At 42.2% G+C, this 23,068-nt stretch carries 21 protein-coding genes; 8 read left to right on the top strand and 13 right to left on the bottom strand.

The genetic code is table 11. The features are described from left to right. Positions 1 to 27: 27 nt before the first annotated feature. The 6 genes from ACLOAU_RS26300 to ACLOAU_RS26275 all read right to left on the bottom strand — a co-directional run bounded on the left by ACLOAU_RS26300 (position 28) and on the right by ACLOAU_RS26275 (position 5,396). Positions 28 to 600 (bottom strand): dihydrofolate reductase family protein, encoded by a 573-nt coding sequence (locus tag ACLOAU_RS26300; protein ID WP_427864894.1) that lies wholly within the window; start codon positions 598 to 600, stop codon positions 28 to 30. Positions 601 to 792: 192 nt separating this feature from the next. Next, the gene (gene queA, locus ACLOAU_RS26295; RefSeq protein ID WP_427864893.1) at positions 793 to 1,842 is read right to left on the bottom strand and encodes a tRNA preQ1(34) S-adenosylmethionine ribosyltransferase-isomerase QueA; all 1,050 of its coding nucleotides are present in this window, start codon (positions 1,840 to 1,842) and stop codon (positions 793 to 795) included. A 209-nt stretch (positions 1,843 to 2,051) separates the two neighbouring features. Then, positions 2,052 to 3,752 (bottom strand): ABC transporter ATP-binding protein, encoded by a 1,701-nt coding sequence (locus tag ACLOAU_RS26290; protein WP_427864892.1) that lies wholly within the window; start codon positions 3,750 to 3,752, stop codon positions 2,052 to 2,054. Then, positions 3,753 to 4,139, bottom strand: coding sequence for a hypothetical protein (locus ACLOAU_RS26285; RefSeq protein WP_427864891.1), 387 nt, complete (start codon positions 4,137 to 4,139; stop codon positions 3,753 to 3,755). It lies immediately after the preceding gene. A gap of 40 nt (positions 4,140 to 4,179) precedes the next feature. Further along, positions 4,180 to 4,566: a hypothetical protein gene (locus tag ACLOAU_RS26280; protein WP_427864890.1), complete on the bottom strand. Its 387-nt coding sequence runs from the start codon at positions 4,564 to 4,566 to the stop codon at positions 4,180 to 4,182. 59 nt (positions 4,567 to 4,625) lie between these two features. Then, complete coding sequence (locus ACLOAU_RS26275; RefSeq protein WP_427864889.1) at positions 4,626 to 5,396, bottom strand: AMP nucleosidase; 771 nt, start codon at positions 5,394 to 5,396, stop codon at positions 4,626 to 4,628. A gap of 41 nt (positions 5,397 to 5,437) precedes the next feature. On the opposite strand from ACLOAU_RS26275, the gene ACLOAU_RS26270 reads away from it, so the two are divergent. Beyond that, positions 5,438 to 5,884 carry a type I restriction enzyme HsdR N-terminal domain-containing protein gene (locus tag ACLOAU_RS26270; RefSeq protein ID WP_427864888.1) on the top strand — a complete coding sequence of 149 codons (447 nt, stop codon included), beginning with the start codon at positions 5,438 to 5,440 and terminating at the stop codon, positions 5,882 to 5,884. Here the strand turns inward: ACLOAU_RS26270 and ACLOAU_RS26265 are convergent. Continuing rightward, positions 5,855 to 6,748 carry a 3-hydroxyacyl-CoA dehydrogenase family protein gene (locus tag ACLOAU_RS26265; RefSeq protein WP_427864887.1) on the bottom strand — a complete coding sequence of 298 codons (894 nt, stop codon included), beginning with the start codon at positions 6,746 to 6,748 and terminating at the stop codon, positions 5,855 to 5,857. The two genes, ACLOAU_RS26270 and ACLOAU_RS26265, sit on opposite strands and share 30 nt — an antisense overlap. Positions 6,749 to 6,856: 108 nt before the next feature. On the opposite strand from ACLOAU_RS26265, the gene ACLOAU_RS26260 reads away from it, so the two are divergent. Together ACLOAU_RS26260 and ACLOAU_RS26255 are read left to right on the top strand one after the other, a co-directional pair. Then, the gene (locus ACLOAU_RS26260; RefSeq protein ID WP_427864886.1) at positions 6,857 to 7,312 is read left to right on the top strand and encodes a ribonuclease domain-containing protein; all 456 of its coding nucleotides are present in this window, start codon (positions 6,857 to 6,859) and stop codon (positions 7,310 to 7,312) included. After that, positions 7,309 to 7,590 carry a barstar family protein gene (locus ACLOAU_RS26255; RefSeq protein WP_427864885.1) on the top strand — a complete coding sequence of 94 codons (282 nt, stop codon included), beginning with the start codon at positions 7,309 to 7,311 and terminating at the stop codon, positions 7,588 to 7,590. Before ACLOAU_RS26260 ends, ACLOAU_RS26255 begins: the two co-directional genes overlap by 4 nt. Here ACLOAU_RS26255 and ACLOAU_RS26250 read toward each other — a convergent pair. From ACLOAU_RS26250 to ACLOAU_RS26240, 3 genes are read right to left on the bottom strand one after another with little or no spacing between them, the layout of a single operon-like run. Beyond that, positions 7,587 to 8,075 carry a VOC family protein gene (locus ACLOAU_RS26250; protein ID WP_427864884.1) on the bottom strand — a complete coding sequence of 163 codons (489 nt, stop codon included), beginning with the start codon at positions 8,073 to 8,075 and terminating at the stop codon, positions 7,587 to 7,589. The two genes, ACLOAU_RS26255 and ACLOAU_RS26250, sit on opposite strands and share 4 nt — an antisense overlap. A gap of 1 nt (position 8,076) precedes the next feature. Continuing rightward, positions 8,077 to 9,432, bottom strand: a complete 1,356-nt coding sequence (locus tag ACLOAU_RS26245; protein ID WP_427864883.1) for an efflux RND transporter periplasmic adaptor subunit — start codon at positions 9,430 to 9,432, stop codon at positions 8,077 to 8,079. A gap of 57 nt (positions 9,433 to 9,489) precedes the next feature. Beyond that, positions 9,490 to 10,917: a TolC family protein gene (locus tag ACLOAU_RS26240; protein WP_427864882.1), complete on the bottom strand. Its 1,428-nt coding sequence runs from the start codon at positions 10,915 to 10,917 to the stop codon at positions 9,490 to 9,492. Between the two features lie 669 nt (positions 10,918 to 11,586). Here ACLOAU_RS26240 and ACLOAU_RS26235 point away from each other — a divergent pair. Continuing rightward, positions 11,587 to 11,982, top strand: a complete 396-nt coding sequence (locus tag ACLOAU_RS26235; protein ID WP_427864881.1) for a helix-turn-helix domain-containing protein — start codon at positions 11,587 to 11,589, stop codon at positions 11,980 to 11,982. Positions 11,983 to 12,056: 74 nt separating this feature from the next. Here the strand turns inward: ACLOAU_RS26235 and ACLOAU_RS26230 are convergent, their stop codons facing one another. Continuing rightward, positions 12,057 to 12,692: a C40 family peptidase gene (locus ACLOAU_RS26230; protein ID WP_427864880.1), complete on the bottom strand. Its 636-nt coding sequence runs from the start codon at positions 12,690 to 12,692 to the stop codon at positions 12,057 to 12,059. 507 nt (positions 12,693 to 13,199) lie between these two features. Here ACLOAU_RS26230 and dnaE point away from each other — a divergent pair. The 4 genes from dnaE (at position 13,200) to ACLOAU_RS26210 (ending at position 19,414) form a co-directional block, all read left to right on the top strand. Next, positions 13,200 to 16,871, top strand: coding sequence for a DNA polymerase III subunit alpha (dnaE, locus tag ACLOAU_RS26225; protein ID WP_427864879.1), 3,672 nt, complete (start codon positions 13,200 to 13,202; stop codon positions 16,869 to 16,871). A gap of 98 nt (positions 16,872 to 16,969) precedes the next feature. Next, positions 16,970 to 17,689 carry a phytanoyl-CoA dioxygenase family protein gene (locus tag ACLOAU_RS26220; RefSeq protein WP_427864878.1) on the top strand — a complete coding sequence of 240 codons (720 nt, stop codon included), beginning with the start codon at positions 16,970 to 16,972 and terminating at the stop codon, positions 17,687 to 17,689. Positions 17,690 to 17,734: 45 nt separating this feature from the next. Further along, positions 17,735 to 18,301 carry a thioredoxin family protein gene (locus tag ACLOAU_RS26215; protein WP_427864877.1) on the top strand — a complete coding sequence of 189 codons (567 nt, stop codon included), beginning with the start codon at positions 17,735 to 17,737 and terminating at the stop codon, positions 18,299 to 18,301. 429 nt (positions 18,302 to 18,730) lie between these two features. Then, positions 18,731 to 19,414, top strand: coding sequence for a TIGR02117 family protein (locus tag ACLOAU_RS26210; protein WP_427864876.1), 684 nt, complete (start codon positions 18,731 to 18,733; stop codon positions 19,412 to 19,414). 26 nt (positions 19,415 to 19,440) lie between these two features. On the opposite strand, the gene mqo is transcribed toward ACLOAU_RS26210, so the two are convergent. Together mqo and ACLOAU_RS26200 are read right to left on the bottom strand one after the other, a co-directional pair. Continuing rightward, on the bottom strand, positions 19,441 to 20,922 hold the full coding sequence (mqo, locus tag ACLOAU_RS26205; protein WP_427864875.1) for a malate dehydrogenase (quinone): 1,482 nt from the start codon (positions 20,920 to 20,922) through the stop codon (positions 19,441 to 19,443). Between the two features lie 258 nt (positions 20,923 to 21,180). Further along, positions 21,181 to 23,067 carry an ABC-F family ATP-binding cassette domain-containing protein gene (locus tag ACLOAU_RS26200; protein ID WP_427864874.1) on the bottom strand — a complete coding sequence of 629 codons (1,887 nt, stop codon included), beginning with the start codon at positions 23,065 to 23,067 and terminating at the stop codon, positions 21,181 to 21,183. Position 23,068 lies beyond the last annotated feature (1 nt).

Here is a 23,068-nt window from a genome sequence, read left to right as displayed (position 1 = left end):
TACTTCTTATCTGTTCAATCATTTGTTCTATTGGTCGCCCGTTATATAATTTAACTCTATTACACCGCATTTGAATTGTTGGGTGGACAATAGTTTTAGTTTTACGGACGTTTCAATGTTTGCAAACAGTGGAATGCCTTTACCAAGCACAACAGGATTGACAAATAGCCAATAGTCATCTATCAGGCGCAGTTGCATTAGTGAATGGGTTGCGGTAGGACTGCCAAAAACAAGAATGTCTTCACCTTCCTGTTGCTTTATTTCATTAACTCTTTCAACAAGGTTGTTATGGATGATGGTCGTGTTGGTCAAATTTGTTTCATCAAGGGTGTTTGATAAAACCACTTTATGAACTTTACTGTACCATTGCGAATGTTCGATATCGTGTTTAGATGCATTCGGTTGATCGGCCGCTGTTGGCCAATAGCTTTCCATCATCTGGTAAGTAGTTCTTCCATATAGTGCAGTATTGCCCTTGCTGATCCTTTTACCTACATGATCGAAGATCTCCTGGTTTACTTGAATCCAATCCATTTCTCCATTAGGTCCTGCTACAAAGCCGTCGAGCGATATATGTACAAATGAAATTAATTTTCGCATGCGGTTCTATTTTAGAATTACTATTTGTTATTGTTTTTATTCTTCCAAATTTACATACAAACGATATGCTTATTATGATGAGCGGGAAGTTTAAGATACGGTTGCCGGATATTCACAGAGATAACTTATTTGAAGATAAACAAAAATGGCCATCATTGCTGACAGCCATCGATATAGAACGAAATTGGTTGCTTACAATATCAATAAAGCGTCGCCATAACTAAAGAACCTGTACTTGTCTTTAATGGCTTTCTTATACGCTTCTACTGCCAGGTCGTAACCGGCAAAAGCACTGGTCATGATCATCAGGCTGGTTTTTGGCAAATGGAAATTAGTAACCAGGGAGTCTGCGATATTAAATTCATAAGGCGGATGAATAAACATATTTGTCCAACCCTCAGAAGGTTTTAACATCTTTTGAGCGGTGAAAGAAGATTCCATAGCGCGCATTGTGGTGGTGCCGATTGAGCAGATACGATGACCTGTTTCTTTAGCCTTGTTCACAATTTTGCAAGCCTGCTCTTCTATCCGGAAGTACTCTGCATCCATTTTATGTTTGCTTAGATCTTCTACCTCGATAGGACGGAATGTACCTAAGCCGGTGTGTAAAGTGATTTCTGCGAAACGAATTCCTTTAATTTCCAAACGTTTGATCAGCTCGCGGCTGAAGTGCAAACCTGCTGTTGGGGCTGCTACTGCGCCTTCGTGTTTGGCATAAACAGTCTGGTAGCGTTCCTTATCGTCTTCATCTGGTTTGCGTTTAATATATTTGGGAAGCGGTGTTTCACCCAATACTTCCAGTTGTGCGCGAAAGCTATCTTCATCACCTTCCCATAAAAATTTAATAGTACGGCCCCGGCTGGTGGTATTATCAATTACTTCTGCTACCAGTTCCTCATTATCTCCAAAATATAATTTGTTACCCACACGTATTTTCCTGGCAGGGTCAACAATTACGTCCCAAAGGCGATTGGGGCGGTTTAGTTCACGTAATAAGAATACTTCGATCTTAGCACCTGTTTTTTCCTTGCGTCCATACATACGGGCTGGAAATACTTTGGTATTATTTACTACAAACGCATCCTTATCGTCAAAATAGTCCAGGATGTCGCGGAAATGCTTGTTTTCGATTTCTCCTGTATGGCGATGAACCACCATCATACGGGCATCCTCTCTTTTTTTTGCTGGGTGTTGGGCGATAAGGTTGAGCGGAAGGTCAAATTGAAATTGTGAAAGCTTCATGTAGAGAATTCTTTTTAAGGTTTGAAAACCAATAAAACGGTGGATTGAAGCGGAGACAGGTAGTAAAAAACGCCTGAGTATCAGGTATTTTTGTGCTGCCGAGCCCCGGTCTTACGGCACCGGTTTTCGATTTTGTGGGTGCAAAGGTAATAAATTTCGAGTATATCCGGTAATTTATTTTGCTACATTATAAAAATGTTGTATGTAGGTTAGCCTACTTTAGGTATAGCATTAATTAATCTTTGAGTATAGGCTGTTTGGGGGTTTTCATAAATATCGTCGGCAGCGCCCATTTCTTCTATTTTGCCTTTATTCATAACAATGATCCGGTCGCTGATATAACGTACTACGCTCAGGTCGTGACTGATAAAAACAATAGTAAAGCCAAATTCTTTTTTGAGATCGTTAAGGAGGTTCAATACCTGGGCCTGTACGCTTACATCCAGCGCCGATACAGACTCGTCACAAATAATGAAAGACGGCTGTAAGGCTAATGCGCGGGCTATAACGATCCGCTGGCGCTGGCCACCGCTGAATTCGTGGGGGTAGCGGTTATAGTGCTCCGGCAGAAGGCCTACTTTTTGAAGTAGTGCTACAACCTTCTTTTTCCTGTCTGTAGCAGATTTGATAATGCCATGTACCAGGAGTGGTTCTTCTATAGCGGCTCCTATTTTTTTGCGGGGATTCAGGGAGGAGTAAGGGTCCTGGAAAACGATCTGCAATTGTCGCCTGAGCGTTCTTAGTCGCGAAGCGGAATAAGACCCCAGGTCTTCATTTTTGTAAACGATGGTTCCTTTGGTTGCCGGTATCAATTGTAATAGCGTCCGGCCTAAAGTAGTTTTACCACAACCGCTTTCACCGACAATGCCCAGAGTTTCGTTTTCATATACGTCAAAGCTTATATCATCTACAGCCTTTGTATAATTAATGGGTTGCCCCAACCAGTTCTTTTTTTGTGTATAGTGAACAGATAAATTGCGTACAGTTATCAATTTATTTGCAGGAAGAATCGGCTCATGCTGGTGAGAAAGAGGAGCGGCCGGCTGCTGCTTTTTATCGGCGTCTAAGAAGTCGGCTACTACCGGTAACCGCGTGCCCCGTTGATGGGCTACCGGCCGGCAGGCGATCAGGGCTTTTGTATAAGGTTGTTGAGGATTAGAGAAAATGTCTTTAACCCGACCTTCTTCAATGATGCTGCCTCTGTACATAACAATGGCTCTGTCCGCAATCTGGGCCACTACACCCAGGTCGTGTGTAATGAATATAACACCCATGCCCGTTTCGCGCTGTAGTTCTTTAATAAGCTCCAGCACATTTTTCTGCACGGTAACATCCAGTGCCGTAGTTGGTTCGTCGCATATAAGCAAAGAGGGTTTACAGCACATCGCCAGGGCAATCATTACACGCTGCTTTTGCCCGCCGCTAAGCTGGTGCGGGTAGCGCTTATATATGCTTGCAGGGTCGGGAAGCTTTACTTTCTCGAACCATTCAAGCGCCTCCAGTTTTGCCTGTTGCTTACTGATTTTCTTATGATTGAGTAAGGCTTCGGCAACCTGTTGACCGCAGGTAAATACGGGGTTGAGTGAGGTCATCGGCTCCTGGAAGATCATTGATATTTTATTGCCTCTTACCTGCCGGAGTTCTTTATCAGTAAGATGCAATAAATCAGATGTGTGCCGGCCATCTTCACAAAAAAGGATTTGCCCGCTATTGACCACGGCAGGAGGTGAAGGGAGCAGTCGAAGAACCGATAACGATGTCACAGATTTGCCCGACCCGCTTTCTCCTACCAACGCAACAATTTCGCCTGGCTTTACTTCGAACGAGACATGCTGAAGCGCTTTATTTACGTTTTCTTCAGTAATAAAGCTGATGGAGAGATCTTGTATAGATAAAAGTGGCAGCGCCATTTATTTTTTAACCACCTCCAGTACTTTTATGTTTAATTTTTTTGTCGGGGTGGGGTAGTAGGCCATACATACCATACACCGGTTCGGACGATCGTTGTCCAACTCAAAATAAAATTCGTCCCCAACTTTAAGTCCTTCGGGCAGATCGCAGGGGTTTTTAACACCAAATGCATTCTTATAGGCGGTATCAGTTTGAGGGTTGGTCCAGCTGGCTTCTACAAGGGTAGTATCTTTGTTGCCTTCTATCAGGCTAAAAGTGTAATTAGAGCACAGGCCCGAAACTTCGAACCGGGCTTTCATTTTGCCGCTGTTGTTGCTTACCGGCGCTGTTTTGTTGCTGCAGGAGCTAGCTAAAAATAATCCGGCGGCTAATAAATAAACTTTCATATCGGTTTTTTATGGGATGTTGCATAAATCATGCAGAAATCTACTGTATCACTTTAATACTTAAGTTTTTTGATGGTGCGTTCAATATTCCTATAGTGCAAACCTGGCAATTGTTGCGCGGTTGCTTTTTTATAATTCGAAAGCGGAACGATTCTCCCGCTTTTAACCGGGTGGGAAACTCGCAATAATTTTGCACCACAAAGGCTTTTGAGTAGGTCTGCCCGTCATGCTCCCAGCTATTGTCAACTAAGCCTGGGTCTATATCTCCTTTCGTAATAACACAAGCATAAAACCTTGCACAACTGGTGATGCTCTTCACCTCGGCTGTATAAATATCGTCGCCAATATAATCACTGTCTTTATCACATTTGAATGCGCAAAGGGTTATTAGTAGCAGGAATGACGCCACAAAAGCTTTGTAATACATCGATAATGATTTTTGTTTTATTACAACGCATAAATCCGGCAGCCCGCAACAATTCCCTTTTAAAATCTCAAATGTCTGATGGTTTGCCTGTTTTCAATCAACTGCCGCAGCGATTGTATACCTATTTTTAAGTGATTTTCTACATAATCGGCTGTCACTTTTTTGTCGCTCTCTTCTGTTTTAACCCCTTCAGGGATCATGGGTGAATCACTTACCAGCAGTAAAGCTCCCGTAGGTATTTTGTTATAGAAGCCCACGCTGAAAATAGTGGCTGTTTCCATGTCAATGGCATAAGCTCTCACTTTTTGCAGGTATTCTTTAAACGGCTCATCATGTTCCCAAACTCGGCGGTTGGTGGTGTAAACGGTGCCTGTCCAGTAGTCCGTATTCGCTTCCCTGATGGTAGTACTTACTGCTTTTTGAAGGGCAAACGCTGGCAGCGCAGGTACTTCAGGTGGAAAATAATCGCTTGAAGTACCCTCCCCGCGTATTGCAGCGATAGGTAAAATCAGATCTCCTACCTTATTCCGTTTTTTCAACCCTCCACATTTTCCCAGGAAAAGTACCGCTTCGGGCTCAATAGCAGAAAGCAGGTCCATTACCGTAGCTGCGGTAGGACTACCCATCCCGAAATTAATAATGGTAATATTTTCTGCCGTAGCGCATTGCATGGGTTTTCCTTCTCCTATAATGGGTACATCATTCCATTCAGCAAACATTTTTACATAGTTGCTGAAATTGGTTAATAACACATACTTTCCAAAATTCTTAAGGCTTTCTCCTGTGTAGCGTGGCAGCCAGTTTTCTACAATTTCCTGTTTTGTCTTCATATATATTGCTTTAGCTAAATTAAACTTTTATTTTTGGACTGATGATTTTAATAGAGTATCCTGCACCCGATTTCAAAATTGAGCTTAGAAACGACCAGCCTTTTATTTTCGATACGATTCGCCGCAAATGGTTATTGCTCCAGGACGAGGAATGGGTAAGGCAAAATTTTGTTCAATATCTTTTGCAGGTAATGCGCTACCCTAAATCTTTGATTGCGTTGGAAAAAGAAATATACCTGGGCGATCTGAAAAAGCGTTTCGATATATTAGTTTACGATTATAACCATAAACCATGGATGTTGGTTGAGTGCAAAAGAGAAAAAGTTCCTATTTCTGAAAATACAGTGCACCAGGTGCTTCGTTATAATATATCCATGCCTGCAGAATATTTAATAGTCACCAATGGTAATCAGAATTATGGTTGGCAGAAAAAAGACGGGCAGCTGCTGTCTATTTCATCACTTCCTGAATTTGTCACTCACCACTAAATCCTTGCTGCCCGGTAAATAGGTATAAAAACCTTCTCCCGTTTTTACACCCAGTTTTTTGGAAGCCACCATATTCACCAGTAGCGGGCAGGGGGCGTATTTAGGACTACCAAATCCATTATAGAGTACCTGCAAAATTGAAAGACATACATCCAGCCCGATAAAGTCCGCCAGCTGTAATGGCCCCATCGGGTGGGCCATGCCCAGTTTCATGATAGTGTCGATAGCTTCTACATCGGCCACACCTTCATGTAGCGTGTATATAGCTTCATTGATCATAGGCATTAAAATCCTGTTGGCCACAAAGCCGGGATAGTCGTTAGCTAAAGCGGGCGTTTTCCCTAATTGTTTGCTAAGCTCTACGATAGTACCCGTTACATAATTGCTGGTAGTGTAACCGTTAATGACTTCCACCAGTTTCATCACCGGAACGGGGTTCATAAAGTGCATTCCTATTACCTGTTGCGGTCTTTGAGTTGCTGCCGCAATCCTGGTGATAGAAATGGAGGAGGTATTACTGGCCAGGATGCAGTCGGGTGGCGCTGCTTCATCTGCCTGTTTAAATAATTGTAGTTTGATAGATTCGTTCTCAGTGGCTGCTTCCACAACCAGTTGGGCAGTGGCGACCCCTTCACTGATATCTGTTTCTGTTTGTATATGTTGGAGAATCACAGCTTTTTGTTCTTCGCTGATCAGCTCTTTGGCAATCTGTCGATCGAGGTTTTTTGAGATAATGCCGATGGCCTTTTGCAATTGCTGTTCGGATATGTCAATCAGTGTTACATTAAAATGATGTTGCGCAAATACATGGGCGATGCCATTTCCCATAGTGCCGGCTCCAATAACAGAAACATTTTTAATCATACGGAATGTTTAGTTACCGAAAGATAGCAAAAAGCGGGCAAGTCTGGGTATATAGATCTCCCATCGAATAATCAGCTGAATCGTCAACTAATTGCATAAGTTTGCAGTATGATGACCGGTAAAAAATTGAGCTATATTCTCCTGGCGCTGCTACTGGCGGGGGCATTCCTGTTTTTTAAGGGTAAGCCACAAGCCGGTGGCGGTACTGCTGTAAACGACAGTACTGTTCAAAGTATCGATCAGCTAACCCGGGAAGACCTGGTGGTGTCTTATGTAAAAAAACATCAGCAGTTACCGGCATATTATATTAAGAAAAGCGAAGCCAGGGAAAAAGGCTGGGATGCTGCTACGGGTAATCTCTGCGATGTGTTACCCGGTAAGGCAATTGGGGGGGATGTATTTTCTAACAGGGAAGGAAGCTTGCCTGCGGCGGAAAAGAGAAAATGGTTCGAAGCGGACTTGAACTATAAATGCGGCCGGCGTAATGCAGACCGTTTGCTTTATTCAAGCGACGGATTGATATATGTTACACATGATCATTATAAAACATTTCAACAAAAATGAAACAGGTGAAATTTGATTTTGAAAGAATTGGAACTATCGATGATTTTTATGTGGTTGCAGTGCGTGAATTAGGATTACCGGAGCATTTTGGAAAAAACCTGGATGCCTTATGGGATAGCATTACCGGCGATATAGCGCTACCTGTATCTATTCAGTTTGTTAACCTTTCTATGACGCAATTGGAGACCTTTGAGAAAGTGATCAGTTTATTTGAAGAAGCTGCTGAAGAATTGGGTGACAATTTTATATTTGAATATTACCTGAAGCCGATGTATTAGGGTGTAAATCCTTGCTGATCATTATTGATCTCCAGCCAATAGCCATCGGGGTCCTGGAGCCATAGCTGCCTGATGCCATCTGGCCTTGTTGTTACGGCTCCTTTTTTACCTCCGGCATCCTCCCACGAGAGATTATTCTTTTTAAGTTTTTCGATGAACGCTTCCAACGATGGAACGCTGAAACAGATATGATGGTTTTTATAATACTCCTTTTTCCCTTCTGATCCTAGTATCAGGTGCAGGGAGGTATGGGGGCCTGTTTTCAGCCATACATGCTTGCCCAATTTAAAGGGCTCTTCTATTTGGGGTAGCCCGATAATGTTTTTGTAAAAATCAGCGGCTTTCTTAAGGTCCATAACAAATAGCGCCTGGTGATTTATTACTGCCACCGCTTTGCTGCTGTCCTGTGCCTGCGATTGGCTGATGCCTGCCAGCAAAATAAAAGCAAGTATGCCTGTTCTCAACCGGCTGATAGAAGGTGTCATGCTATTTCTTTTTAAAGAGTTCGTCTTTAGTAACAATTTTTACTTTATCGCCGTCCTTTAGGGTTTGGCTTACCATGTTGTAAGGGCCGGTAACAATCATATCACCGGGCTTTATCCCGCTGGTGACCTCTATATAGTTAATGTCCTGTATGCCGGTTTTAACTACTCTTTTTTTCACAACACCATCTTTCATCACCATAAACACTACTTCCTGCATGTCGTTGTCTTCGGTTTCTAAGGCATCTGTAGTATTTGCTTTCTCATTTTCCTTTTTAGCTTCGGCAAGGCTCTTATCGCTGTCTTTAATACGCGCGTTTACTGAAGCTATAGGTACGGCAATGACATTACTTTTCTGTTTGGTTTTGATGTCAGCGCGGGCATTCATACCGGGCCTGAAAGGAAAACGGCTTTTTCCTGACGGGTCAATAAGGTCCTGGTAAGAAGATTTATCAAGGCGGATCCGCACTTCGTAATTAGTTACCTCGGTACTCGCCGTGGCAGCCAGGGCAGACTTCACACTACTGGCTATTTTGGTAACGATGCCTCTGAACTTGCGATCATTATAAGCATCTACTTCAACATCAGCATTGTCACCAATATTCACTTTTACAATATCATTCTCACCTACGTCTACTCTTACTTCAATCGTGTTCATATCGGCGATGGTCATCATTTCGGTTCCGGCCATTTGTGCCGTACCTACTACTCGTTCTCCTTTTTCTATTTTAAGAGAAGATACAACCCCTGTCATAGGAGCAACAATCGTGGCGCGGCTCAAAGTGATATTGGCCGAGGTAAGACCGGTTTGAGAAGACTGTACACCAGCCTGGAGGCTGCGTATGTTTTGTAGTGCGGCGTCGTAATTTGCTTTGGCGGAAGAAAGGCTGGTTTCGAATTGTTCAAACTCCGCTTTGGATATAACGCGGTCGCTGTATAGGGTTTTATTACGGTCGTATTGTTGTTGTGCCTGGTCCATAGTTGCCTTTAATGCACCCAATGCGGCCCGGCTATTCGCTACTGTAGCCTGCGATTGGCCTACCCTTGCAGCAGCTTCGTCTCTTTGTAAAGCATATACATCTGCATAAACCCTGGCAAGCACCTGGCCTTTGGTTACACTGTCACCTTCGGCAACGGTAAGTTCGGTGACCTCGCCGCTAATATCGGGGCTTATCTTAACCTCGTATTCGGGGTAGATCTGCCCGCTGGCAGTTACTGTTTCGGTAATAGAACGGGAAGCGGCTTTCTCGGCTGTTACCGTTAATGCTCCTTTACCTTTATTCATATTTACTGCGATCAAAAACACGAGTGCCAAAGCCGCCCCGGAAATGATCAGTATTTTTTGCCAACGTTTACTCATTGATATGTATAATTTGGAATCCCGATAACTCGGGAAGTGATTGGGATTACTGCCCGGTTAAAGTTTTAATCCTAAGCCCTTGTAAAATTCTAACAATTTCATTTTAAAAACATAATCATATTGCGCTGATACCAGGTTTATTTTCGCCCTGAATAAATTATTCTGGTTTAAAATAAGGTCGATAGGCTGCAGTAAACCCACATCAAATCTTTTCCGGGCAAAATCGTATGCCTTTTGTGCCGACTCTACTGCCACCTGTGTCGCATTATACTTTTGAATAGCTGCCACAGCATTGGTATGCGCCTGGTAAATGTCCTGTTTTAAAGTGCGGCTATCCTGTTCTTTTAATAATTGCTGGTTTTCTACATCCAGTTTTGCTTTTTGCCAGTTGATGCGTGCAGATCCTCCGTTAAAAATAGGAATATTCAAAGCCAATCCTGCATTTTGGCTGAAGTTGTTACTGAGTTGCCTGAAGTAAGTGTTTTTGTCAAATCCCTGCGGAACTCTGGCCTCTGAATAAACGACATAATCCTGCCCGCTTATATTTACAAGTCCTGAAGGCGCTGCAGTTATTGTATAATCTCTTGGAATAATCCTTTGCGCATTGGAATAACGGGAGCTTAAACCACCAAAAAAAGAAAGGGTAGGGTACATGCCCGCTTTAGCCACTGCAACATTTCTTTCGCTGGCAAGCAAATTCAGGTTATTGATCTTCTGCTGGGGCAGGTTTTCCAAAGCCGATTGATATACCAGTGCGGGATCCAGTTCTGCCAAGGTTTCTAAGGGAATCGATTCAACAGGTGGAACCTCTATCTCAAAAGGAACATCCGCCTCCAGGTTGATCAATGCCTTTAGTTGCAGCAGCGACAAAATATAATTCGTTCGTGCTGTGATCATATTAGAGCTGTCGGTAGCATATTGGGTTTGGGCTTCCGCCTGGTTTAATTCGGGTAAGGCACCGGCATCTACCTGTTTCTTTATATTATTGAATTGTTCCCGGCTTTGAGCAACCTGCACCTGGCTGATATTGATTTGCTCTTTATTCAATAACGCAGCCAGGTAAGCATTGGCCACATTCAGCGATACGTCATTTTTGGCTTTTTCCAGGCGGGCAACGCTTGCCTGTGCCAGGTAATTATTGGCTTTTACCGTATTCTTTTTCGCAAACCAGTTGAAAAGGTCTAATCCAACGTCAAGGCCATGATTGGCAAATAATATTTCGTTGGTGGTAAACTGGTTCGAGGTAGGGTCGATGGACCGGCCAAACTGAAAGCCTCCGCTGTGCTGGCTGTTAATTCTCGGGTATAACGCCAGTATACTCTGGTGATGCGTTAACTTATCAAAACGGGCCTGTACGTCGGCCTGTTTTACAGAAATATTATTTACAATGGCATAATCCACGCAGCGTTTTAATGACCATTTTTCCTGGCCGAGTGCCGAACCATAGATTGCAATAAGCAGTAAGACGAAAGTTTGTCTCTTCATAAAATAAGCTAAATATGAGTAAAAATAAGATAGAATACAGATATTACCTATACCATAGGTTTTCTGTTATTGTTGAATGTAGAACAGTGCCCGCCACTTTGCCCATATCACATAGTAACATTTGAATGGCTCTTTTTAAAGAGATGTTGAAGTCAATGATTCCAATAATGCATTTGCATGACACAGCTATCATAATTAAGTTATCTAAATAATAAAGGATACACAGCCAAGAAAAGGATATAAGAAAGTTCCGCAATGCCATAATAGTATACCGCATTGGAGCGTTTAACCAGTATGTAAATTTGAAAAGTTCAATAATTTATCAATATTCACTGGCTCAGAATAAGGATCAACTCATAGTCATCAAAAAGTAAAGCAGCCATTTGTATAGCTGCTTTACTACGATTAATAGCCTCTGGTCTTTCTCGATAGGTTTTTAAAAAATACAGTTTTATAAACAATTTTCTTTTGCGTAACTTGCAGTGTTCGGACAAGCAAAGGTTTGTCCAAAACCACTGGCTAAGTTGCGCATGATGGTATGTTTTTCGGAGTCTGTTGATTAGCAACGACAGCCGCGGTAAAAGTAAAAAGAGGAAATAAGTTGAGCAACCCAAATTTCTTATATGTTTATCAGTTTTTTATATAATTTTGTTTGAATATGTGTTACCTATGATACATCATACTCTAAAGCAACTAAGAAAGAGTAAGGGAATTACTCAAACGCAAATGGCGGAGTTATTGCATAAAAGTCAGAATGCATACAGTTTGCTGGAATCCGGGCAATCGAAAATAGATGCGGCAACCATTCCGGATATCTGCCGGGTATTTGATATTACACCCAATGAGTTTTTTGGTTTTGAGCATAGCGGCAAAAACGGTTCCAAACAGGTAGACCTTGTTGAGATCATCAGGCTGTTAAAAACCGAATTGGACAAGAAGAATGAATTGCTAAAGCTTTCATTGACAGCGCTTAGTGAAGTAGAGAAGATAACAGAAAAAAATAAAAACCTCATTAGTTTTCTGAATATCACCAAGAATTATCTATCATCCCAGGATAGCTGTTGATAATGGGATAAAAAAAAGTTCCGCAAGCGGAACTCTTAGTATTAAAGTTGAGTTGTTGTTCGGTAGAATGGAATTTACATTCTTTTAGCACCCAAATAACGGGCTGCATAATATTTTTCGTCTAATCCGCTCACTGTAACGCCATTGCTGGATGAGGCATGTGCAAATTTGTTATTGCCCAGGTATACCCCTACATGTGATACGCCACCTCTTGTATTAAAGAAAAGTAAATCACCTGCTTGCAAATAAGCCATAGAAATAAACTGTCCCGCAGCTTTAAATTGATCACGGGCTGTTCTGGGAAGGTCAATATCAAATGCATTTTTGTACACTTCTCTCACAAAAGCACTGCAATCAATACCACTTTTGGTGGTGCCGCCAAACCGGTATCTGGTTCCGTACCACTCATCAATAGCTTCCAGCAATTTCACACTGGGAAGCATTCCCGGTAACATTTTCAGAATGGCACCATATTTGGATTGGATACCAGAAGGCATAAAAAACTTCTGGGCAGCTTCTAATAAACTTTCTTTTGTACTGTTCGATTTAGGCCTGATCCCGTTGATCTCGTCTTCAATAGACTGGGCAGATCTTACAGCAGTTGGTTTAGTTGGGTCTAGCTGGGCAAATGAATTGTTTACAAAAAACAAGCTAATCAGCCCTAACACACAAACTCTTAGCATAAACTTAAATCCTTTTATTGTTTTCATCCTGTTTTACAACCGGAATTAATTGTCAATTTTCTGAATCCTATTAAAAACGTCAAAAGAACAATATTATTGTTCAATATGCCATTTTTTTACAAATTTTATTAAAATGCTGATTTTTAATAAAATATCTATTTTTTTTGATTTTTTTCTACTTTTATTTATCGCCGGATACCCCATTTTGAAGGTTGAATTCCTTTTTTGGTGTATTTTTTTCTACGCCAGCGGCACTTTTTTCTGTTAAATCAGGTGGCCAAAACCTAAGATATGTTATGTAAAACCGGCTCCGGGTACCTAAAATTCCGCCTGGATGAAGCATCAACTTTGTAGGTATAAGCGATGTTATGGATGTAGATCGCCAGAAATATTGTGCATAAAGAATTTGGGTGGCAAGGGAAAAATATTGCACATTGCAAGGCGAATCCGGGAGGTAAAAAGCGCAGGTAATTCCCCGGGGACCATGATATTTTAAAAGGAATAGCTGCTGTTGCGGCAATCAAAAATAAGCGGATGAAATTCTCACATTTACACGTTCACACACAGTATTCATTATTGGATGGTGCTGCACCTATCGGCAACTTATATAAAAAAGCCATTAAGGACGGAATGCCTGCATTGGCGATCAGTGATCATGGTAACATGTTCGGTGTTTTCCAGTTTGTGGCAGAAGCGTATAAGAACCTGGATGAGAACGGAAAACCTAAAGTGAAACCGGTCGTTGGTTGCGAATTTTACGTAGTAGAAAATCGTCTTGAAAAAACTTTTACCAAGGATAAAAAAGATAAAAGGTATCACCAGATTTTATTGGCCAAGAATGAGCAGGGGTATCGCAATCTGACCAAACTCACTTCGCTGGGATTTATAGAAGGGTTGTATGGTAAATATCCCCGTATTGATAAGGGGCTGATCCTGCAATACCACGAAGGATTGATTGCCACTACCTGTTGCCTGGGGGCATCCGTACCACAGGCTATACTGAGAAAAGGGGAAGCAGAGGCAGAGCAGGAGTTTAAATGGTGGCTGGACCTGTTTGGAGAAGATTTTTATGTGGAACTTCAAAGGCATGATATTCCGGACCAGGAAAAAGTAAACGAAGTGCTGATACGGTTTGCGGCAAAATACAAGGTTCCTATTATTGCCAGTAACGACTCACATTATGTAGACCAGGAAGATGCGAATGCCCATGATATCTTGCTTTGTATTAATACCGGCGAAAAGCAGGCTACGCCTAAATTTAAGGGGGATTTTGGCGATGAAGATGCGAACAGTAAAGGTTCCCGCTTTGCTTTTGCCAACGACCAGTTTTATTTTAAGACAACGGAGGAAATGACCCAGTTGTTTCATGATATTCCTGAGGCAATTGACAACACCAACGCCATAGTTGATAAAATTGAGCTGCTCGACCTGAAGCGTAGCATTTTATTACCCAATTTTCCTATTCCGCAAGAATATAAAACGCATACACAGGATCAAAAAACAGAAAAGGGCGATATTATGAGCGCCGACTCCCTGAATCAGTGGGAGTTTTTAAAGCACCTTACTTATGAGGGCGCCAGAGAGCGCTATGGACTGGCATTTGAAGGAGATGTGAAAGAGCGGATCGATTTTGAGTTGTTTACCATTAAAACCATGGGCTTTGCGGGTTACTTCCTTATTGTAAGTGACTTTATCAAAGCCGGCCGGGACAGTGGCGTATTTATCGGTCCTGGTCGTGGTTCAGCCGCAGGTTCGGTGGTTGCTTATTGTATCGGTATCACCAATATTGATCCCATAAAATATAACCTGCTTTTTGAGCGTTTTCTGAACCCCGACCGTAAATCGATGCCGGATATTGATACGGATTTTGATGATGAAGGGCGCCAGAAAGTAATCGATTATGTAGTACAGAAATATGGTAAAAGCCAGGTGGCTCAGATCATTACCTATGGTACCATGGCTGCCAAAATGAGTATTAAAGATGTGGCTCGTGTAATGGATCTGCCCTTGTCTGATTCAAACGCTTTGGCGAAACTGATTCCGGAGAAGCCGGGTATATCGTTAAAGCGGGTACTACATGCGCCCATGTCTGCCAAAGACGGAGAAAAGTCTCTGTCAGAAAAAGAGGGCCTGGCTTCAGAAGACCTGGATAGTGTAAGAAGGATACGTGAAATATATAACGGCAGCGATTTACAGGCCAAAGTATTGCATGAGGCAGAAATCCTGGAGGGCTCTGTGCGAAATACAGGTATCCACGCGGCGGGTATTATCATTGCGCCAAAAGATCTTACCGAGCTGTTGCCTGTAAGTACAGCTAAAGATTCCGATTTGTGGGTAACCCAGATAGAAGGTAGTGTCATTGAAGAGGCCGGCGTAATCAAGATGGACTTCCTGGGGTTAAAAACCCTTACTATCATAAAAAATGCCTTGCAGCTGATTAAATTAAATTATGGAATTGTAATAGATATCGACAGTATACCGCTGGATGATGAAAAAACTTACCAACTCTATCAGAAAGGGGAAACCAATGCAACGTTCCAATTTGAAAGTCCGGGCATGCAGAAGCACTTACGGGATCTGAAGCCCGATAAATTTGCCGACTTAATCGCCATGAACGCCTTGTATCGTCCGGGTCCTCTGCAATACATCCCCAACTTTATCAAGCGTAAACACGGAGCTGAAGAAATTACTTATGACCTGCCGGAAATGGAAGAGTACCTGGCGGAGACCTATGGTATTACGGTATACCAGGAGCAGGTGATGCTATTGAGTCAGAGTCTTGGTGGTTTTAGTAAGGGAGATGCGGATATACTGCGTAAAGCAATGGGTAAAAAGCAAAAGGCAGTACTGGATAAAATGAAAAAACAGTTTATCGATGGAGCGGTACAGAAAGGACATCCCGCCGATAAGCTGGAGAAAATATGGACGGACTGGGAAGCATTTGCGCAATATGCCTTTAATAAATCGCACTCAACCTGCTACGCCTTTGTGGCTTACCAGACAGCGTATTTAAAAGCACATTATCCAAGTGAATATATGGCTGCGGTATTAAACAACGCCGGTTCTTTGGAAAAGATCACTTTCTTTATGGAAGAGTGTAAACGTATGACATTGGAAGTGTTAGGTCCTGATATTAACGAATCGCTAAAAGGTTTTGCCGTAAATAAAAAAGGAGAGATCCGTTTTGGTTTGGGCGGGCTAAAAGGTGTGGGTGAAGCGGCCGTGGAGAGTATTATTGCTGAACGCGAAAACGGTGCCTACCCTAGCATTTTTGATCTGGTAAAGCGTGTGAATCAGCGTACCGTAAATAAGAAGACGATGGAGAGCCTGGCTTATGCCGGCGCTTTTGATTGTTTTACTGACATCCACAGAGCGCAGTACTTCTTTACACCTCCTAATGATAATATGAATGGACTGGAGAAGATCATTAAGTATGGCCAGGTATGTCAAACCCAGTCGCAAACCAGTTCGAATACCTTGTTTGGTGACCTCGCAGAGTCAATGGAGATACAGGTGCCTAAAATAGCTGAGTGCGAACCCTGGCCATTGGTAGTGCAGTTAGATAATGAAAAAGAAGTAACAGGGATTTTTGTGAGCGGGCATCCTTTGGATGACTATCGTTTTGAAATGGAGAACTACGGTATCTCGAAGATTGGTTATGTGAATGAATTTAAGGAAGACAAAGAAAAAGTAAACTCCAGTGCTACTTTTAAACTGATGGCCCTGGTAAGTGATGCACAGCATCGTGTGGCCAAGAGCGGCAATAAATTTGGAAGTTTTGTTCTTGAAGACTATAGCGGTAAGCTTGAAGTAGTATTGTTTTCTGAAGATTATCTAAAGCATTCGGCGATTCTGCAACTCGGCGCAACGGTTTACCTCACTGGTTTTTTCAAACAGCGATTTAATGGGGATTTCGATTTTAAAATATCATCAATTTGCCTGGCTGAAAGCGTTAAGAAAAATATGACTAAGAAACTGACTTTACAATTGCCTGCTGCAGATATTACTGAAAACATGATAGACTTTGTACAACAGAACCTGAAATCGAATAAAGGCCCCTCAGCTTTGAATTTAAAAATAGTAGACGAGGCTGAAAATATAGAAGTAGAACTCTTAACCAACGGTAAAGGCTTTGAGATGAACAGTGAGCTGATCGGGTTTTTAAAAGATAAAGAAAACTGGAAAGTGAAGGTGGAATGTAATTAGGAAGTAGTAAGTAGTAAATGGTGAGTAGGATGGACTCTGGTTAGTGCCAAGTCTTGGAAAGTTTAGTCAGGCGGTAGAGAAGTACAAATTTGATAGTTATGAATGATCCTCTGGTTCACAAAATGAAGCTTGTAGCACATGGCTTTTCAATTATTGAATTTGTTTATACCAGGGAGGAAGTTGATGCAGTATTGCAAATCATTGAAAAGGCAGATACTTCCAAAGAAACTTTCCGTCAATCAAACGATCTTTTTGCGATCCGGCAGTTTTTAAAAGAGTTGCCGGATGTATTGCCGGTTTTAATAAACGACCGGTTGAAAAATTTGATCAGTAGTTTGTTTGGTGAAAACTATTTCATTGTCAAAAGTATTTATTTCGACAAGCCTTCGGGTTCTAACTGGTATGTAGCTTATCACCAGGATTTAACCATATCTGTTGATCAGAAACGTGAGTTGCCGGGATTTGGTCCCTGGACAGTGAAGCAAAATCAGTTTGCTGTACAACCTCCGATTTCTATACTGGAAAATAATTTTACGATCCGTATTCATTTAGACGATACCAATGAGGAAAACGGTGCGTTAAAAGTAGTACCCGGATCGCATCGGAAAGGGCTGTACCGGCCTGAAACCATTGACTGGAGCAGTGAAACGGAAGTGAATTGTGTAGTACCCGGGGGAGGAGTAATGATCATGAAACCTCTTTTATTACATAGCTCCGGCCGAACTACTAATAATAAAAAAAGAAGGGTAGTGCATATCGAATTCTCTGCAACAGAATTGCCGGAAGGTTTGCAATGGTCGGAGCGTATTAATCTGTAGTCAACTTTTGATCTTCTTCCTTGTTATTGTTGGATGATAAAAACAATGAACTGGAATGAGTATGTTGAGTATACCCATCAACTGTTAACTACCGATCCGCCACCACCTCCTTATGATAATCCTGATTATCATCATTACACCAAAATGAATGAAACCCGCATGAAGCGGTGGGTAAAAACAAATCCTGTTACAGCGGAAACTGCAGCGGTAGTAAAAGCCATCAGCCAGCCACAAAACTGGGTGGTGATTACTGAACCCTGGTGCGGTGATGCAGCCCATATCGTACCCATATTGTACCTGATGAGTTCGTTAAACGATAAGATCAGTTTTGAGTTGCAATTACGCGATAGTGGATCTGAAATTGATCGGTATCTGACCAATGGCTCCAAATCTATTCCTATTTTAATAGTAAGAGATGAAGAAGGTAAAGACCTTTTTCATTGGGGGCCGCGGCCCAAAGAAGGCCAGGAAATGTACCTGGACCTGGCTGCGAAAAAAGCCGATTTCGAAGTGGTGAAGAATGCTATTCAAACTTACTATAATGCGGACAAGTCTTTGAGCACGCAAAAAGAAATAGTGGCTTTATTGAAGAGTTTGCCGGTTTTAAAATAGTTTATAACAGCTAACTACATCCGGCCGTGGGTAACCTCTTGCCGGACCAATAAGCTAATAGTTTAAACTTTTCCAGGGAGGGGGGTATGGGTTGTCATAAATATTTTGTCATGAAAAAAAGTATGACAAAAATCGTATGACGATTAATGTATCGTACGCCCCAATGGTGTGCCTGATTGTTTCCAGTTCAATTAGTTTCTGCCGGTAAGCATATTAACCGCGGAGAAATAAGCCCGCAGAGTATACGCAGAGATCTACATAAAGTCAGTAAATAATTTTGAAGCTGCTATTGAAGTATAGAATAAATGGATCGGCTGTAAACAGTTAATGGGACTCCGCGTAATCTCTTTTTCTCCTGGTCTCTGCGGCTAACAACAATGTTGCTGATCCTGCTTTTAAACCTATATTTACCCCGCAACGCTTATATCAATGAAAAAAATACTAAAACGTACCGCTAAAGTGTTATTGTACATTGTTCTGTTTTTGGGTATCTATGTATTGGCAGGACTGCTGATACCCTTTATACCGGTTAATAAAAATAAAGATTATCAGTCACCTAATGATTTAACGATTTACATTATGTCAAACGGGGTACATACAGATATTGTTGTACCGGTAAAAACGGAGTGGATGGATTGGACGCGATACATAAGCTATGCTGATACAGATCTTAAAGACAGCTCTTATTCTTATGTTGGCATAGGCTGGGGCGATAAGGGGTTCTACCTGCAAACACCAACCTGGGCCGATCTGAAATTCTCCACGGCATTTAAAGCTATGACGGGTTTAAGCAGCTCCGCCTTTCACGCGACTTTTTATAAAAATATTGTACCCGATTCTTCAACCGTAGCCATCAACATTAGCAAAGAAGACTACCAGGATCTTAAACAATTTATTATTAAAACTTTCGACCTTGATGATAAGGGAGGCTCCGTCCATATTCCCAGTGTGAATGATGGGTATGGCGATATGGATGCTTTTTATGAAGCCAAAGGATCTTATAATTTATTCTATACCTGTAATACCTGGAGCAATAATGCGTTAAAAGCTGCACATCAAAAAGCAGCGCTTTGGACGCTGCTTGATAAAGGTATTTTCAGGCATTACCGGTAAAGTTGCTGCAAAACCGGAATGTCTTGCTATGCATTCAATTCTAATATACGGCTGGTGCGCGCTCTTACCTGTGCCAGCAATTCAGGGTTGTCTTCCAGTTGCTGACCATAAGATGGGATCATGACTTTTAAACGATCAACATTGTCACCGGCTCTTTCAGGAAAGCACTGATACAGTAATCGCAGCATGATGGAAACCGCTGTAGAAGCGCCCGGAGAAGCACCTAACAAAGCGGATATAGTACCATCAGCCGATGTTACGATCTCCGTACCAAACTGCAGGGTAGGACCGTTTTCCGGATCGTTTTGAATTACCTGAACCCTTTGACCTGCTTCCTGCAACTTCCAGTCGGCATTTTGCGCTTCCGGATAAAACTGTTTTAATACGCTCATCCTGTCTTCAAAAGAAAGGCTCAATTGTCTGATCAGGTATTTTTCCAGATCGATATTCTTAATACCCACTTTGATCAGCGGAAAAATATTCCAGTATTTAACGGTGCCGAAAAGATCCCAGTAAGAACCTTCTTTCAGGAACTTAGTGGAGAAGGTGGCAAACGGGCCAAAAAGGATGGCTTTCTCTCCGTTGATAATACGTGCGTCCAGATGGGGAACACTCATCGGAGGGGCGCCCACTTCGGCCTGGCCGTATACTTTGGCACTGTGTTTAGCGCTAATTTCGGGATTTTTACATACCAGCCATTGTCCACCCACCGGGAAGCCACCGTATTTTTTACCTTCCGGTATGTCCGACTTCTGCAATAGCTCTAACGATCCGCCACCGGCACCGATGAATACGAATTTGGCCAGTACATTATATTTTTTACCGGAACTCAGGTCTTTCACCTTGATCAGCCAGCGACTGTCCTTTTGCTGCCTCAGTTTTTTTACTTCGTGATGTAAATGCAGTTCCGCTTTGCCGGTCTTCTGTAAAGACTTAACCAACGCGCCGGTGATAGCACCAAAGTTCACATCTGTTCCTAAAGTAGAATAAGTAGCCGCTATTTTTTCCGAATCCTCCCTGCCTCCTGTTATCAACGGAGCCCATTTTTCGATTACTTTCCTGTCCTCAGAGTATTGCATCTCTTTAAACAACACACTTTTCTGCAAAGCATTGAACCGCTTCTTCAGGTATTTTACGTCTTTATCGCCGCGTACAAAACTCATATGGGGAGTGGAGCGGATAAAATCCTTAGGATTGGCCAGTCTTTCCTGCTCAATTAAATAAGCCCAGAATTGTTTGGATACTTCGAACTGCTCCATAATAGAGCGGGCTTTGTCTGTATGTACCACTCCTTTGGCATCCTCAGGTGTATAATTAAGCTCGCATAAAGCTGCATGCCCGGTGCCTGCATTGTTCCAGGCGTCAGAGGCTTCTTCTGCAACATCTTTTAATCTTTCAAAAACATGGATCGATTTATCTGGAGCCAACTGGTTGATTAGCATCCCCAAAGTAGCACTCATAATTCCACCACCAATAAGGGCCACATCCGTTTCAATTGTTTCTTTCATCCGTATTTCGTGTTTTAAGTTATCGGACGGCTGCCGTTTGGCAGACCAGAAACGCTGCAGTACTATAAAGAATTATAACACGCATCGTTTTTTGTAAAATGCGGCGCGAAAATAACACGAATTGTTCAGCATACCTAAAGGAATACTGGATTAAATTAAATTTTAAGGCAGTATTTAACTAAAAACTGGCAGAGAATTAGAAAATGATTAGAAATAGTAATATTAAATTAATATTAAATGGATTGGCGGTATTGTGTTCTAACTTTCGATCAATTCGCTCAATTCAAGCCAGCGCATTTCTTTTTCATCTAAAAGATCAGATAATTCACCAATACGATTAGATAGCTTCTGCAGTTCTTCGAAGGGCAGGGTGCCGTCATTGAGTTGCGCTGTGATCTTTTCTTTTTCCGTATTCAGGTCTTCCATTTCTTTTTGCAACAACTCAAATTCCCGCTTTTCCTTAAAGGAAACCTTTTTCTTTTCAACAGGGGCTGTTGGCTGTGATACAGTTGTTGCCTTAACCGTTGTCTGGGGACTGTCAACTGCCATCTTTTTTTTATCTTCCTGTAAACGATACTGCGTATAGTTGCCCGGGAAATCACTGATCTTTCCTTCACCTTCAAATACCAGCAAATGATCTACCAGGCGATCCATAAAATAACGATCGTGGCTCACGATCAGCAGGCAGCCGGGGTATTCCATTAAAAAGTTTTCCAGCACTCCCAGTGTAGGCAGATCAAGGTCGTTGGTAGGCTCATCGAGGATCAAGAAGTTAGGATTCCGGAATAAAATGGACAACAGGTGCAGGCGGCGTTTTTCGCCTCCGCTAAGCTTGCTGATATAAGTGTACTGTTTGTCGGGATTAAAGAGAAAAAGCTCCAGGAACTGTGCTGCACTTATTGTTCCGCCTTTGGCTAATGGAAAATGCTCTGCAATATCTTTTACAAATTCAATAACGCGCATGTCGTTTTTAACTTGTAATCCCTGTTGTGAGTAATTGCCGAATATAACCGTGTCTCCTATATTAATTTTACCACTGTCAGGCTGTTGCAGTCCCTGTAATATATTCAGGAAGGTAGATTTGCCGGCGCCATTCTTACCAATAATTCCAACCCGCTCGCCTTTGCTAAAAGTGTAATCAAATCCTTCCAGTATTTTTTTCTCCCCGTAAGCCTTGTACACTTTTTTCATCTCCACTACTTTACCACCCAGGCGGTTCATTTTCATTTGTAATTGTACCTGCTCATTGGTGACCTGCTGTTTGGCTCTTTTTTCTACTTCGTAGAAATTATCTTCCCGGCTTTTCGACTTGGTGGTACGTGCTTTCGGCTGTTTGCGCATCCACTCTAACTCACGCCGGTAGAGGTTTTTAGCTTTATCAATACTCGCCAAATCATTTTCAATACGTGCTGCTTTTTTCTCCAGGTAGTTTTCGTAATCACCTTTATGAATGTAAAGGTTGCTGCCTTCCATTTCCCATATTTCTTCGGATACTGCATCTAAAAAATAGCGGTCGTGCGTAACTAGCAATAGGGTTACGTTTTCTTTATTTAAGAAATGCTCCAGCCATTCTACCATCTCCACATCCAGGTGGTTGGTAGGCTCATCCATGATCAGCAATACATGTTTGTGCTCAAAGCCAATATCAATAAGGGTTTTCGCGAGTGCCACCCGTTTTTTCTGTCCGCCGCTCAGGTTCTTTACCACGGCATCCAGGTGGTGTATTTTCAATTTGCCGAAGATTTGTTTCACTTTAGCGTCAAAATCCCAGGCGTTCAGCTCGTCCATTCTTCCCAGCGCGTCGGCTATTTTGTCCACATCTTCGGCTTCGCTGGCCGATTCGTAGTCTTTGATAGCGGTGATCACCGGGTTATTATGAAAAAACACATTGTCAGAGATCGTTCTTTCAGGGTCCAGGTCCGGCTCCTGCTCAAACAATACCACGTCCACATCTTTGCTGATCCAGAGTTTGCCTTTATCTGGGGTTTCTTTCCCCGCAAGAATTTTTAACAACGTGGATTTACCGGTACCATTGCGCGCCACCAGGGCTATTTTATCACCTTCTTCTATATGAAAAGAAATATCGGAGAACAGGGGCTGAATGCCATAACTTTTTTCTAAACCTTCCGCAGAAACATAATGCATG

The sequence above is a fragment of the Paraniabella aurantiaca genome (genome assembly GCF_050309965.1).
Taxonomy (GTDB): Bacteria; Bacteroidota; Bacteroidia; order Chitinophagales; family Chitinophagaceae; genus Niabella.
Note: the sequence above shows the minus strand (reverse complement) of the source record. Positions and strands in the feature narration are given on the sequence as shown.